This window comes from Sinorhizobium sp. B11 (genome assembly GCA_039725955.1).
Classification (GTDB): domain Bacteria; phylum Pseudomonadota; class Alphaproteobacteria; order Rhizobiales; family Rhizobiaceae; genus Rhizobium.
The window spans coordinates 45,398-60,162 of record CP091033.1 but is presented as its reverse complement, the minus strand read 5'-3'; the positions used below and the strand labels follow the sequence as shown (position 1 = coordinate 60,162).

Below are 14,765 nucleotides of genomic sequence, written 5' to 3'. Positions count from 1 at the left end.
TCCGCGCAGCGGCTTGAAGTAGACGTGGCAGCAATAGCTGGAAGGCACGTATTCGGCCGCCGCCGGCGTGATGAGCCGGAAGTTGATCAGCAGGAATGGTCGGAATCCTGATCGGACGGCGGTTCTGCCCGCCCATTAAACAGACTTTGCTGCAACGCAGTTGTCCTGAGGGCGCATCCTAATCCGACAGGGCTAGGTTGCGTATTCCGGATCGATGGCCCTCCTGTCCAGCCTATGGAACAAAACGACAATCTGTTGCTTTGTGCTTGTTGAGGTCGCGTGCTGCGTCGCCTGACGTGACGGGGATGACGAAGGCGATGAGTTTTCGGTTTCTCATCGCAAAGTACCGCGGCGGGCAAAGGTGAGTAGGCGATCAGGCGTCTGGGCAAGGTGATGAAAACGGCGGCATGACAGACGACCGAGCGACCGCGCTGCGCGTTCCCGGAACACGCTTTTCGCTTGGAGCAGATTCGATGATCGGGCTGGTCCCTGGTATTGGTGACTTCGCCGGGGCTGCGATCAGTCTCTACATCGTCAATGAGGCCCGGAGGCTTGGCGTGCCGAATGACAAGCTTTTTAGGATGCTGGTCAATATCGGTTTCGATGCGGCGGCCGGGAGCGTTCCGTTGGTCGGGGACCTGTTTGACGTCTACTTCAAATCCAACCGCCGTAACCTCGACCTCGTTCTGGATCACTTCGGTCTAGACCATTCCGATCTCGATCGCAAACGGCCGACGGGTGAGTGAACCGGCCTGTTCGGCCGGTACGCTCACTCAATATCCGTAGCGCCGATCAAGTTCATTGAGGGCAGCCTGAACCTCATCAATGGAAACCGGCTCCGGTGTCCCTGGCATATGGCGGAATGCCGGCTTCGAGTCGACCGCGTAGAAGTCCGAGGCCCAAGACGCCAGGATCGTCCGTTTGTCGTCTGCGGAAAGTGCAGGCGCTTTTGCCACCTCGAGCGGCCGCTCAATCTCTATGCCCTGAAGAAGAATCTTCGGGCCCATCGCAGCGGCGCTGCTTGCGGCCTGCCGCAACATCTCGTGCATATCGGCCTCCTTAGCGAACGTGCGGATCTTTGTCATGCCTGCGGCGGGAGGCGGCGATCACGTCGGTTTCCGGCGCCAACAGATCATGTTTTTCTGCAAAGGCAGCGAACAGGCCACGCGCGGTCTCCGCTTCGATATCGCCCCGCAGCGCGGCACTGCATGCCTTGAGCGCCACCGAATGCGCCGTATCGCGCAACGATGCTGGCCATTCGGCCAGATGTCGGTAGGCGTCCATGACGGTGTGGACCTCAGCCGGAAAGCCAAGGCCGACGAGGATGGTAACAGGTTGTCTGAACATATCGGGTTTCATCGCTCTCTCCTTCCCAACCCGGAATGTTGATGGGCGCCACCGCCGTGGCGCCCATGTTCTGCGGACAATGCAGGTTACGCTGCCTTTTGCGCTTCGATTTGCGCGGGAGCAGCAGAGGTCAATGCGGCAACGCTCTTAATATCGATCCTCCGCGGCTTCAAAGCCTCCGGGATCTCCCGAACGAGATCGATCGACAGGAGACCATTCTGCAGATCGGCGCCGTTCACCCGAACATGGTCGGCAAGCTCGAAGCGGTGCTCGAAAGGCCGGCCGGCGATGCCGCGATGCAGGTAGTCGTCATTGGCGGTCTCCTGCTTCTTGCCGGTGACGGTCAGAAGGTTGGACTGAAAAGTGATGTCGAGCTCGCCCTCGGCAAAGCCGGCCACCGCAATCGAGATCCGGTAGCTGTCGTCGCCGGTCTTGACGATGTCATAGGGCGGCCAGTCGCTGATCGAACGGGCGCGCTGAGCGTTTTCGAGAAGATTGAAGACCCGATCGAAGCCGACAGTCGACCGGAACAAGGGTGCATAGTCATAAGATGTTGCCATAGCCATATCCTCCTTGAAGCAACATGGTACGGAAGCGCCGAAAGGCAGCGCTCCCAGCAAGGCCAGCTCTGTCTTCAGCAGCTGGCGGTAATCGATTTGGTTTTTGGGAATTTCGGTTTCAAGAGCGTCAGCAGAAAAAAACTAAAGGTGACAACGGCCGCCAACATTAGCTCAGTCGAGCTCGTAGGCTGCAGCATCGTTCTGGATCTCGCCTAGGCCTCTGTAGGGGCAATACGCAGATTGCCATCATCGGATATGAAAATACGCGATGGTTTCATTTGCCTGACCAGAAAATAGCGATGCAACCTCTCCGGATCTAAGTGCGCCCTCGCCTCAAACCCCTGTCTGATCGACGTCGGCGCCGTCCATCAAGCCATCAAAAACCTCCATCATCGCATTCGTAATGGCTTGGCCGAGCGCATTTCCCGCTGCGCGGACATCGTCTTCGGTGCCGTCGCGCGCCGCGCGGGCAAGCTCGAAACCTTGATCGGCGACGATCTGCTTGGCCATCTCGATGGCCCAAAGCCCGAAGTCGCCGCGATTATCGATCTGGATTGCTTCTTCCATTTTTCGCTCCTCTATTTGGATCGGCTCCATAGCATCTCGGCAATGACAAGGCATCCCTCGTTCTATGGGTTCAGCGCCTTACTGAGGTCATGTACTCCGACCATCGGCATCATGGGTTCGAAGGAGAAGACAAGAAGCTGACGGCCCCATAAAAGGCTCGGCGGCCACTTGAAATCGTATGAACAATCAGCGCCATTCAGCAGGCAGGGGCCCGCATCGCACCAATGTCCTTCTGATTCCGCGCTCTTTGTAAGATTGATCAATGGCAAGAAGACTAAGCACAGCCCCGAACTGGACCAGGCATATTGCGCCGCCGAATCCGGCATTCTCTTCCGGCCGTTTGGTGCGGCTGATGCCGGCGAGGTCGGCCACTTCCTGCGCCGTCAGGCCGCGTTCGGCCCGGCCGACGCGGATCAGCTTGCCGAGCATCGCGAGCGCCTGGTGCGTCACTCGAGACTAGCTTCTTTGACGGGGCACAGCTATCACCTTTGTGTTCATTTGAATGAACATGAGAGATGATCACGTCCAGAATTTTGTTTAATTTGCAATGGCGCTGGGCATAAATCAAGCTTTGTTCATATGATTGATCATAAAGACATTTCCCGTTCAGAATTTTCTATACAGCGAAAAAGCCGGGCGACGACAACGTCATAGGTAACGGCTTGAGGCTGTTAGACATTGGATACACGTTTCGCGCGCTTGCGATCCGCTCGCAGGGTCTGGCACCGTCGGAGCCGTGTGCATTTCCAGCGAAATCGGTGCTTGTGGAGCGAGCATCGGAATACATCGACATCATTCGCCATCGGATCGATGGAGCGAAACCTCAGGTTCGAAGAGCGGTCCCGGAGGTCGTGCCGTTGGCACCAGTTTTGGCGACTTGTTCAAGGCGAGCCCCGCAGGTGTGAGTGCCTCGTCGCCCGTCGATGTTGATCGCTGTCGTTTTCCGCTGGCGGCGGAACAACCAGCTGGCCGCGTTAATTGAGCCACCACCAACATCCATGAATGACCTGGCAGATCGCTCGGCAGCTTCGGACTACCCGGCTCCCGGCACTTTGATTTCTTATGCCGTTGCCAGTTTGCCACTCGCATTCCATTTCGATCAAAATACGGAAGCAAAGATCTTCCTCGGCGATTAGTCGACTTGCTTGAGACCAAGCAACTGCCTAGTCGACAGAAGATCGATAGTTTGCCCAGGCACAAGGTGTCGGACCGTTGCACGAGAGTCTGCAGTTTCATATTCGCGCTTATCGCGATCTCGCTTCCATCGCCCGGATTCGCTCAAGTGGGACATTCCGGCTTTGAACGAGTGGCGCTAGAGGTTGACCGGATAGTCGCATCGGACCCGCGCCTTGATCGCGCCCGCGTCGATGGAATCGCGTACTTTATGATAAACGAAGCCGGCGCGATCACCCGCGGCCCCCTGGTCGAGACTGCAGGAACGCCGCACGTCGCAAGACAGCGTCTCCAGGATGCCTTTCGGAGGGCGATCATAAAAGCTGCGCCTTTTGGGCCAGAAACGCACGAACTTTTGGGGAAGGTTCTCGTTTTGCGGTTTTCGACTTGTGGAGCCAGGCCAAGGGCTTGGTGTGGCACAGCTAGCGAAATCAAACCTCCCGAAGAAACCCGCCGGTGGCTATCGGCGAACTAGACATTTACCAGGATTATGCCAAGCATCCCGACATGGTTCTTCTGCACACCGGTTCGCCAAAAGGTGCCGAACGGATCGCCGCTTGCTGGGCTGAGGCTAGGAAGGTTATCCAGATTGCCTTCAAGCCTAACTGGACCAAGCAGATGCTTTCAGTCATTCCAGCTGGATTGATCGTCTTTCCGGACACGGCATCACCCGCAACCTCACTGACAATGCAAGTCGCCTCGGCATGCCGGTCTGCCGGGCTCCAGGAGACGGCGTGTGAGCCATTTTCGCCAAAAGTAGAAAATATGGAAAACATGGGAAAAATGGCTTATATGGAAAAGCCTACTGGAGACGATAGCCATGAAGCAGTTTACAACAGGCGATTTGAATAAGCAGATTGGTGATATTACCGATGCCGCAAGCCGCGAACCGGTCATGCTCACCCGCCACAAGAAACCCCGCTTTGTGCTGATGAGTTACGAGCACTATGAGCGCATGCGCACGGGCGGCGACCCCCGCCGCGCCTATACTATCTCGGAAATGCCCGCCGAGCATGCAGAACTGTTCGACGAGGCACTCGATCGGCTGGCGCGCGGCGAGGGCTACGACGATGAGCCGTGAATTCCGACCCGGCGAAGTCATCTCCTATCCTTACCTCTGGGCCTGGCAGCAGCAGCGCGGCGAAACCGAGGGCCGCAAGCATCGCCCCGTCTGCGTCGTCATCGCCATCCGCAATGCAGCCGGCGGAAACACCCATCTTGCGCTCCTCGCCATTACCACGCAACCGCCTCAGACGGGCCGGTCAGCTGTGGAGATCCCGGACATGGAGCGCAAGCGTGCGGGCTTGAGCGATCTGAAGCGGTGCTGGATCATGGTCGACGAATACAATTACGATATCGTCGAGCGCTCCTGGTACATCGAGCCCGACCAGGACTTACTCGGCCGTTTCAGCAAATCCTTCATGATGAAGATCGCCAGACTGTTTGCCGAGACGCGCGGCCGGTCCGGCCGAGTCAACCGCCTCGATTGAGCGGCTATCGGAGCGGTCACCACCAGAGATATCTCCGGTGGTTGGAACGTCGGCGCCATCCACGTCGGAGGCGGTCCCCGGAGGCAACTCCCCGATTGCCGGGTTGTTCACGGCAGCTCGCTGTTTCCTGATCATCACCGGCGCGGGAGCGACGCCCGGCAATCAAATCGGTGTTGTGATCTCACTTCACCCAAGCTGGGCCTGCAGCGCGCAGTATTCGGAAGCCGGAACGACCTCCTCTTCAGCGGCCGTCGCCGTCAGCGCCCCCTGAGACGCCAGCTTGCGCCAAGCGAACAACTGGTTTGGCTGGATACCGTGCCGACGCGCGACGACGCTCACCGTCGCGTCCGCCTCATAGGTCTCGTGGATGATCGCCAGCTTCTCTGCCGTGCTCCAGCGCCGCCGACGTTCCGGCCCGGCGAGGACTTCCATCTTAAAATTGCTGCTAGTCATATTACCAACATTACTCCTACCCACTTAGCTAAGTGGTGGAGCATGTCCGGGCCTTTCGGGGGCTAATTCACGATTGACAAAACACCTGATGTGAAGGGATCTGAACTTACGACACCCAGATGAACACTGTCGTTATGTGGACCAGGGATTGATCACTTTCAGCTCAGCAGCCTCGAAAGGGCTTGTGTCGCGAGTTGAGATCACGAGGTCATTTGCTGCCGCTGTGGCTGCGATGTAGCCATCAGCCATGCCGATCGCTTTCCCAGATGCTCGAGCGCGTGCCATCAGTTCAGAATAAAAATGAGAAGTAGTCAGATCGAAGGACAGGATGCGGTCGGAAAAGTGCGGCAGCACTTCGCCCTCAAGGCGGTCGCGGAGGATAGTTTGCCGCGACACCGATGATGAACCCGAAGAATATTATATCCCTGTCTCCTTCATCGTAGAGGTGGTCCACCATTATCTTTGCATATTCTCGATCCATAGTTTGCTTCCGGTCCGAATAGAAGCTTATCGGCGGCCCCCGTCACTGCGAAACTCAGCGCTTATCCGGAGGAGTTTGAATATGCTTTCGATTGGGCTTGGAGAGGACGTCAATAGTATCGCATCGATAGACATCTCAATAAATGTAGCAAACGTCCTGTTCACCACCGTCCAGGTCGTCTTCTCGCCCTTACAGAGGAACCCGCCGCTGGTTCTGACACATTGGAGACCGCCCTTCTTTACTTTCGGAGCTCGGCTCAATTGGTGGGCGGCGTCCTGATGATTGAATTCATGCCCGGCAACTGATCCGCCTGCGCCAAAAAATCGTGTGCGACTTGTACATTTGCGTTGTCGCCTAAAGCTATCACGCCAAAACCAAAATCATCGTGCGGATAAAAAGCCAGATTCCATTCGCGTGAGATTATGAAGCAATGACCGTACAGTCCATACACAACCATCTTTGCGATAAGTAAAGATCTTACCCTTTCGATAGGGAAATCATGCACTCTCATGAGAGTAATATTCGCCCATTCCCTTTCGACCGATTCAGTATATTCCTGCGAACTAGGATCACGCCCAAATCGTTCTTTGTAACCAAATTCTTCGATAAGCCCGGCCCCCACAAGGCCCCTTATTAAATTGCCGTCTCGCTGGTCATCCGCCGCATCCCCGTAATGCCCAACTTCGTCAGAGTTTGCGTGCACCGAGGATGCAATCACAAAATGCTCCAGATCGTTTCTGAAATATTGCATGAAGAAGTCGACGGCAGTTTCTTCCATGCCCGACGTATATCGGCCGTCCTTTTCGAAAAAACCGAGGAAGCGAGTTGACGCTCCATATCCCGCGAGATTGACGGACTTCAGTAACGCCTGAAGAGTATCGCTCATTGTTCTTCCCTTAAAATTTGATAATCACTCCGTCACTGCCAACGGTGATCTTGTCCGATGGGCGAGGAGGTTTTCCTGGATGCGAACCGACTTTCCATTCTCCATCTTTGTCAGTATGCGTTGTCCGACTTTTCTCCCAGATCTCACCAGTTTTCTTGTTTCTGTATTTCGTTCCTTCAACTTTGACAAAATCTTCCGGATGCGATTGTGGGGTTCTGACCTTGTCACCAACGGCAGATGAACTGGCCTTTTTACCGCGTGGTGGCTCACTGGTAGATTCGTTTCCGCCATCCGAATTTTTTTCATTATAGACAACCTGTTTGCCAGTGGCGGTGGAAATCTGATCTGCCACTCCCGCAAGTATAGCGTCTGGCATAGCACCGCCCAGCACAGTGCCAGAGAGCAGTTCATATTGGCCGTCATTGCCGATGGTGAGAAATAGGACGGTTGCCTGACCATTTTGAGTGATTTCGACGCGACGTAGCAAGGAGTCGCCGTCACCGGTGACATGAACCGCTGTTCCGTCCGCTAGGATCGCGGTCTGATCAACCTTGTCGCCAACTGCTGTTGTCGAGGCCAGCAAGAAGCCGGTGGTCAGCAAGCCTGCAACTACGGTGCCCGCCAAAGTCGCCTCTCCGACAGCGAGTTTGGTCAGGCGCTGAAATACATTCAAACAGTTGAGTGCGCCAGCCGCAGAGACCGTGAAGCTTTTGCCGTCAACGAAAATAGTACAACTCGCGGCGTCGGCGTATGCAGGCGTAATGAGCCAATCAAGTAGATGAAACTCGTTCTCTGCGCGCTGGCCGCAGCTCGCCAATTGAGAAAGTACTGCCGGGTCATCTCGATATTGCGCGAGCGCTGCTGCCGAACGAGCGTCATCCAAAGACAAATGTCCATCTGCAGCCATGCGCTCGAACACATCGCCGATCGCGTCGGCAATCGTTTTGCCGGCCTCAAGCGCAGCTTTTATGCTCTGCGTCGAGACATAGATCTCCAGATCAACATGCTTATCCCGTGTGATCTCGTAGGCTTTGTCGGGATCGCGGTTAAGGTCGGCGAGCGGTGCTGTCGCTCCGGATTGCTCCAGGGCCACCTGCTTCTCCTCGTTACGAACGGTGATGATGCCAGGGCCGACGGTGGCGCGGACGGTCTGGCGCGTGTCGTCGAGCTGGTAAGTGCCTTCGAGGGTATTGTTGGCGGGCGGCGCACCGGGCGACTCATTGCCGGGAATCTCGATGCCGATTTGGGCGCTGAAGCCCTCATAGCCCTTCTGGCCCAAGAAATCGCTGTAGGTCAGCGTATCGGTCGAAAGCGCCAGATCGCCGCTCTCGGAGATGATCTTGCCGGCCTGAAGATCGGTATTGCCGTGGACCTCGATATCCATCTTGCCAGTGGAGAGAAGACCGGACTGCTCGTTGATCCAGTTCGTGGCACCCGAGCCGAGGCCGCCCCCGAATTGCAAGCCTGAAAGCTGAGTGGTCAAAGGCAGAAGATTGCCGCCCACCGCCCCGCTCAACGAGAAGCCAGCGGAGGCAGAGCTATTCGCGCTGCTGCCTGTATCGGGTGTCGAGATGATACTGAGATCGCCACCGACATCGGCCGTGATCGTATCGCCGGAAACGACGGCGCCCTTGAGCGTCGTATCGTTGCCTGAGCTGATTTTGATGTCGCCGATGCCGGTAACATGGCTGTTGATCTGTGTGACCGAAGTGGCATCGGAAGTCGACATTCCCGCGCCGGCGCCACCGGTGACGCCGACACCGACGCCTTGCAGGCCGATGCCCGCGCTCACGCCGAAGCTTGCGTTCGCCGACTTGCTGTCGCTGGCCGTTTCGCTGGTTGCCTGCGCGCTTTCCAGCGTGATATCGTGACCGGCTTTCAACGTGATATCGCCGAACTTGTCGTCGCCGACTACTGCAGGAACGCCGTAATCATACCCCGCCGTTATCTGCGCGCCATGCCCGGTCAGATCGCCGGAGGTGGCTTCGATGGCGACCGATCGACCAGCTTCCACGCTCGTGACGACTGGCGTAGAGGTGGACGCAGAGGCGCTGTTCTTTTCGTAATTGAAGCCTGCCGTCAGCGATATGGACGCTATGTTGCCGCCATCCTTGGCGATACTTGAGAGCTGCTGGAGCGCGTCATAAGCTTTAAGCGAGGCGAAGGCGGCGTTGGCTGCCGTGTAGCCGTCGGAAATACCGGCGATCTTCTGTGCAGCGCCGGCAATACTCTGGCCTGCGCTGACCAATCCTGTCGAAACCGACAGTGTCACGCCGGCGAAGAACTGTTCGTGTACGCTCTCGTAGTTCGATTTGTCCTCAGCGCTCAGCAGATTGACATCGCGCGCGCCAGTGATTGCCAAGTCGCGATCGGCCGAGACGTCGGCGGCCTGCAGGTTGGCGTCGCGTCCGGCCTTGATCGTCAGGTCGTTGCCAGCGGAAAGAATCGCCATCGCGTTTGTCTGCGAGCCTTGTTTCGTCGTGTCGGAAACCGACGACATGCCGATGCCAACGGAGAAGCCGCCGCTGCTTGAGCCGAAAGAAATGCCAAAGCCGGAGCGTTTTTCCTTTTCCTCGGACGACTCGCTTTCCGCGCCTGGAGTGATGTTGACGTCGCGGGCGGCGTCGAGGGTGATGTTGTTGGTCGCGTAGATCTGCGAGCCGAGGATGTTGACGTCGGTGTCGCGCGACTTGAGTGCGACATCCGTTCCGGCAGACAGCACCGAGGCGACATTGAGCTCGGAGGCCTGCTTGCCGCTGTTCTGCTGGCTGCCGTAGATCGAAATAAACCCGCCACCGCCGCCTACGCCGAAGCCGGACTTTTTGCGCTGCTCCTCAAGCTGGTGGGTTTCCTGCGCCCCAATGATAGAGACGCTGTCGCCGGTGACGGAAATTGAGCCGTCAGCATAGGCTTGTGAACCGGCGATGACCGCCGCCCCGCCGGCATTCATATTGATATTGCCGGATGCGCCGAGTTCGGAGGCAATGGTGGTCTCATCGTAACTCTTGTGGCTGGACGAGCTCTTGGATAGGAAGCCACTCCACGAGGCTTTGTCGTCCTTGGCGCTGGTATCCATTCCGGAGGCGATGACGAGGTCACCGCCGGCGGTGATGTTCAGGTCCGCCGCGCCGCCGCCCTCCTTGCCGGCTTCGATCCTAGAGGCCGAGATGACCGTGTCCTTGCCCGAGGTGATGTCGACGCCGCCAGCGCCGCTGATCGATGAGCCGACGGCCGTCGTCGTTTCGAGATGGCTGGTCGTCTTCTCGCTCTTGCCGAGGAAACCGCCCTTGGTGCTGAGCCTGGTGTCGAGGGTCGCGGTGTCGGTGGCTTCGGCGATCGTCACGTCGCCGTCGGCCTTGAGAGCGAGCTTGCCGTCGGCGGCAAGTCTGCTGCCGACGATGTTGAGGTCGTGATCGCCGCTGCCATTGCCTGCGGTCACCGAGAGGTCGCCGCCGGCCGAGATCTCCGAGCCGACATGGGTGATCGACGAGGCGGACTTCTTGCCGAAGGTGGATGCGGACTGCTCCTGCGCGGCGGTGACGTTGATATCGTCGCCAGCGCTGAGCGCCACATCACCACCAGCCTTGACGGAGGAACCGGAGAGCAGGATATCGTCGCCTGATTTGATCGTCGCATTCGTGCCGGCGGATAGCTGCGATTGCTGCTGGTCGGTGGAAAGCGTCCTCGTGTAGCCGGATTGGTTGTTGCGGGCGACATCGGTCGACACCACCGCCACCGAGCCGTTGTCGGCGGTCACATCGAGCGTCGTGCCGGCCTTGGCGGAGCTGCCGATGACGTTGACATTGTCGGTTGCCTTGATCGTCAGGGCCTTGGCGCTGGCGACCTGGCTGCCGGTGGCATTTTGCTGGCCATCGTTTTCGACCTTTGCGGCAGCCAGCGTCACATTCTTGCCGGAGAGCGAGGCATTGCCGGTGGCATTGACCTTGACGCCCTTGAGGGCGAGATCGCTGCCGCCGGCGAGCTGCAGATTGCCGCCTGCGGTCACGCCGGCATTGGCGTTGACGACATTCTGGCCGCCGATCGTCATCGTCTGGGCGGCGAGCGTAATGCCGTTGGTGGCATTGATGGCCGTGTCGCCGCGCGACAGGAACGTGCCGCTGCCCTGGATCGAGTTGCCGGAGACGGTGAGGTCGCCAGCGGATGCGATGAGGCCGGAATTATCGAGGTTGCCGACATTCATGTTGACCGAGCCGCCTGCGATGGCGGCGCCGGCACCGGTCAGCTTCTGCCGGTCGGCAGCAGCGACATAAACCACGGGCGCCAGCACCTGAACGCCGTTGACCGTCTGCCATTGATAGAGGACAATCGACTTGGTGAGAGCAGCCGCCTCTTCCGCCGTCAGGCCCTGGCCGACGGCCAGATCGTGCGCCTGCGCATAATCGGCGCCATTGTCGAGCAACGTCTTCATCTGCTCGATGGCGTCACTGCCGGCGATGAAGGAGCTCCTGCCGAGCCCTTCGCCGACGAGCTGCCGCAGCTGGGTGTCGATCAGCTGGTTCTCGAAATAGGCGTCGCCCAGGAACGGAACCGTCGTCTCCGGCTGATAGCCGATGCGGTCCATGAAATAGCCGGAGCCATAGAAGGTGCCGACATCGAGGAAGTCACCGCGGGTTTCGAACAGGAAGGTCTGGTGAGCTATATTGCCGCCGAAGCCGCCGGAATTCGGGTTGGCGGGAGGTAGGAGAGCGGCGCCGCCGAGGCCAGAATTGACGTTGAACAGCGCGCCGCCGGCGGTCAGGCCGGAGATCGCGGAGAGTGGATCGCCGGGATTGCCTGCCGCCGCCACGTTGGCGCCGCCGGCCATCGAACCGGCTGCGGACGTGTTGCTGACGCTGCCGAAATTGACAGAGAGGGCGCCACCCGCCTTGATGTTGGCCGATACACCGCCGATCGCCTCGACCGAGCTGACGATCGACGTGCCGCTGGCGATATTCTTCGAGGGATTGGCGTTGCCGTTGGCGTCATAGGCCGTGCAGGCGCCCTGTGCGCTGCAGGTCGTCGTCGTCGTGCGAAAGAGGGTGACGCCGGTATTGGTGAGTGCCGAACCTTGCAGCGTCGCGTTGCCGCCGGCCTCGATCGAGCTGAAGGAATTGGTCAGATTCGTGGCGTCGATCGTGAGGTTGCGGCTCGCGCGGATCGTCGCTTCTGGGCTGAGCGTGCCGACTAACCGGTCCTCGTAGACCGACTGGCTGAGGTGTGACGACCAATCCCAGGTATAGGTGGTGCTGGTATCCGAGCCGCCGGCGTTTACCTCATCGACGATGAAGTATCGCGAAGGGTTATTCGGATCGACAACAGGATTGCCGTTCGCGTCCTTTGGAACGCGGTCCGTGATCCAGTCGAAGATCGGCTCGACCCGCGTCGGCCCGTTGCCCGATACCCACGTCCACGCATGATAAACCGTGCCATCGGCAAGCGTCGCCTTCGACCAGAGCAGCGGTTGATAGTCCTGCCACAAGCCCGGATCAACACCGGGATAGAGCTGGTACATGTTCTGGTCTACGGTCTCGAGATAGCCGAAAGGCAGACCGGCGGCGACCGGATTGAGCGTGAAGCCGCTGACGACGGCCGAGGAAACCAGGTTGGCCGTCGTCCATTGCGGCGTGACAACCCGCCTATTGGTCAGGTTGCTTGTCAGGATGGACATGTCGTTTCCAGCCTGGATCAGCCCGGAAACATTGGTGACCGCAGCATTTCTCTGTGACGCAGTCACCCCGGCAATCGTAAGATCATTGCCTGATAAGATGGCGCCCTGGTCATTGGTAAGTACTCCGCCGACGAAGAGGCCGGCGTCGTGGCCGGCGTAGGCAAGGCCGGTGGCACTGTTGGTGAAGTTGCCGGAAACGTTGAAGGTGAGATCGTGACCGGCGGCCAATTGTCCGGCATTGCTCAGCGAGGGCAGGCTTAGGGTCAGGTCGTGGGCGGCGAGCAGCGCCGTGCTGTTTGACGTGGAGAGGCCGGAGGCGTTGATGTCGATATCGCCGGAACCGCCGGCGTTGGTGACGGTATAGATCCTGGTGCCGCTGAGATCGGCAGCACCTGCGAGGTTAAGGGTCAGACCGCCGAGAGTGATGTTGTTGTTGCTGAGATTTGCGCTGTCGGCGTTAAGCGTCAGCGTGCCGCCGGCGGCGATGTTGCTGGCGCCGCCGTTCGAGAGATCGATAGCGGTGGTGGTGAGTGTCAGGTTTCCCTTGGCGCTGATCGGATTGCCGTAGCCGATCTGGCCGGAGGCGGAGAGATCGGCGTCGCCAAGGCTCTGCAGCTTCCCATAGGCGAGGTTCTGGCTCGCATTGGCCGAAAGATCCCCGCTGCTCATCAGCGCATTGGAAACGGTGATCGAACCATTCGTGGCGGTAAGGCTCATATCGCCCGTCGGCTGCAACACCAGTGCGGCATTGGCAGATTGGGCGGTAGCGGCGAGATCGACGCCAGAAGCGATGGTGGCGGCTGCAATCGAGCCGCCGGAAACCGCGACGGTGCTCTCAGCCAGGACATCGCCCGATATGGCAATGTCGGCGCCGGCGGATAGCGTGAGATTGTTGCCGCTGACAAGCGAGGCTGCGGTGATCGCGCCCGATGTCGCAGTCATCGTCAGCGCTTCGGCGCTCTTTACCGCACCGGCGATCTGGATGTCGCCCGAGGTGGTCGACAGGGTGAGCGCATTACCGGCCACGACGCTGCCGGAGGCAATACCCGCGGATGACGTCATCTGGACGTTGGCGGCGCTGTTCACCTCACCGCCGACACTCAACAGGCCGTTGCCGCTGGACAGCAGGATGTCGTCGTCGGCAGCGATTGTATCGAGGGTAATGCCCTGGTCCGCCTGAACGGCGACCTTAGCCTTCGACGTGACCTTGGAAGCCGTCACCTTTGCCTTCGAGGAGATCGAAACGCCCTGCTGGCCGGAGACGTTGCCGAGCGAGATCTTGCCGTCGGCCGACAGCGACAGCTCGCCGGCATTGGCGGCCATGTCGCCGCGCATGCGCACACCTGCGCCCTTTTCGGTGACGACGATCTTGATACGATCGGCTTGCATGGCACCGAGTGCTGTGCCGTCGATCGCATATTCCGGCGTGCCGGATGTCGCCGCAAGCGGCGTGGCGTTTCCGGTGGCATAGTCGAACTGATTGCGGCCGGCCGTAACACGAAGGTCTTTGCCGTAGACCGGGCCGTTGACGGTGACGGCGCGCGAGACGATGTCGAAGAGATCCACAGCACCAGGACCGGCCGCGAAGTTGCCGCCATTCGGTCCGATCGTCACATCGCCGCCGTTGACGGTGTAGCCCTTCAGGGCGCCATCGGCGCCGATATCGGGAACGCCTGTCGTCAGCGTCGCATGCGGCGTGTTGATGAAGCCGCAGCCGTCGCAGGTGATGCCGTTCGGGTTGGCGATGATCACGTCGGCACGACCGCCGAACACCTCGGTCGGCCCGTTCAACGCCGAGCGGTTGCCGCTGGTGACTTCGTTGAGGATGACCGATGCCGGCCCCGACGTTTTGAGATTGGCATTGCCCGGCGTGACGCCGCCGAGATTGGAGGTGCCGACCTCGCCTTTGAAGTTGTTGAGGATCAGCCCCGGTGTGCCGACGTTGAAGTTGTCGTACTTGTTGTGCGACAGGCCCTGGCTGTTCGGCGTGACGATGTCGATGAGCGGCACGCCGTTCGGCGCCGTGCCGACGCTTGGTTGGTTTGCGCCAGCCGCCGTGCTGCTGGCCGAGACCGACTGTGCATTGGCAAACGTCGGCTGAAGCATGAGCAGACTGCTCAGCAGGAGGGCAAGCGATTGT

The 14,765-nt window shown here is 59.1% G+C and carries 11 protein-coding genes and 3 pseudogenes; 5 read left to right on the top strand and 9 right to left on the bottom strand.

The annotated features are described in order from the left end of the window. Window positions 1–407 precede the first annotated feature (407 nt). The gene (locus tag LVY75_00285; GenBank protein XAZ20440.1) at window positions 408–746 is read left to right on the top strand and encodes a DUF4112 domain-containing protein; all 339 of its coding nucleotides are present in this window, start codon (window positions 408–410) and stop codon (window positions 744–746) included. A 27-nt stretch (window positions 747–773) separates the two neighbouring features. Here the strand turns inward: LVY75_00285 and LVY75_00280 are convergent, their stop codons facing one another. From LVY75_00280 to LVY75_00260, 5 genes are all read right to left on the bottom strand, one after another. Next, a complete protein-coding gene (locus LVY75_00280; GenBank protein ID XAZ20439.1) occupies window positions 774–1,085 on the bottom strand; it encodes a hypothetical protein in 312 nt (103 codons plus the stop codon). Beyond that, a complete protein-coding gene (locus LVY75_00275) occupies window positions 1,060–1,359 on the bottom strand; it encodes a DUF982 domain-containing protein (GenBank protein ID XAZ20438.1) in 300 nt (99 codons plus the stop codon). The genes LVY75_00280 and LVY75_00275 overlap by 26 nt, the downstream gene beginning before the upstream one ends. 74 nt (window positions 1,360–1,433) lie before the next feature. Next, window positions 1,434–1,907 (bottom strand): Hsp20 family protein, encoded by a 474-nt coding sequence (locus LVY75_00270; GenBank protein XAZ20437.1) that lies wholly within the window; start codon window positions 1,905–1,907, stop codon window positions 1,434–1,436. 333 nt (window positions 1,908–2,240) lie between these two features. Continuing rightward, window positions 2,241–2,474, bottom strand: a complete 234-nt coding sequence (locus LVY75_00265) for a hypothetical protein (GenBank protein XAZ20436.1) — start codon at window positions 2,472–2,474, stop codon at window positions 2,241–2,243. 186 nt (window positions 2,475–2,660) lie between these two features. Next, on the bottom strand, window positions 2,661–2,903 hold the full coding sequence (locus LVY75_00260) for a hypothetical protein (protein XAZ20435.1): 243 nt from the start codon (window positions 2,901–2,903) through the stop codon (window positions 2,661–2,663). A 494-nt stretch (window positions 2,904–3,397) separates the two neighbouring features. Between LVY75_00260 and LVY75_00255 the strand changes: the two genes are divergently transcribed. From LVY75_00255 to LVY75_00240, 4 genes and pseudogenes are all read left to right on the top strand, one after another. Further along, a complete protein-coding gene (locus tag LVY75_00255; protein XAZ20434.1) occupies window positions 3,398–3,610 on the top strand; it encodes a hypothetical protein in 213 nt (70 codons plus the stop codon). A gap of 508 nt (window positions 3,611–4,118) precedes the next feature. After that, window positions 4,119–4,387: pseudogene (locus LVY75_00250) on the top strand (DUF2493 domain-containing protein). Between the two features lie 80 nt (window positions 4,388–4,467). Continuing rightward, a complete protein-coding gene (locus tag LVY75_00245; protein XAZ20433.1) occupies window positions 4,468–4,728 on the top strand; it encodes a type II toxin-antitoxin system Phd/YefM family antitoxin in 261 nt (86 codons plus the stop codon). Then, window positions 4,718–5,137, top strand: a complete 420-nt coding sequence (locus LVY75_00240) for a hypothetical protein (protein ID XAZ20432.1) — start codon at window positions 4,718–4,720, stop codon at window positions 5,135–5,137. Before LVY75_00245 ends, LVY75_00240 begins: the two co-directional genes overlap by 11 nt. A gap of 216 nt (window positions 5,138–5,353) precedes the next feature. Here LVY75_00240 and LVY75_00235 read toward each other — a convergent pair. From LVY75_00235 to LVY75_00220, 4 genes and pseudogenes are all read right to left on the bottom strand, one after another. Continuing rightward, window positions 5,354–5,590: pseudogene (locus LVY75_00235) on the bottom strand (transposase). Between the two features lie 132 nt (window positions 5,591–5,722). Beyond that, window positions 5,723–5,980, bottom strand: a pseudogene (locus LVY75_00230) (VapC toxin family PIN domain ribonuclease). Window positions 5,981–6,327: 347 nt separating this feature from the next. Next, the gene (locus tag LVY75_00225) at window positions 6,328–6,957 is read right to left on the bottom strand and encodes a hypothetical protein (GenBank protein XAZ20431.1); all 630 of its coding nucleotides are present in this window, start codon (window positions 6,955–6,957) and stop codon (window positions 6,328–6,330) included. Between the two features lie 10 nt (window positions 6,958–6,967). Continuing rightward, the gene (locus LVY75_00220) at window positions 6,968–14,731 is read right to left on the bottom strand and encodes a hemagglutinin repeat-containing protein (GenBank protein ID XAZ20430.1); all 7,764 of its coding nucleotides are present in this window, start codon (window positions 14,729–14,731) and stop codon (window positions 6,968–6,970) included. Window positions 14,732–14,765 lie beyond the last annotated feature (34 nt).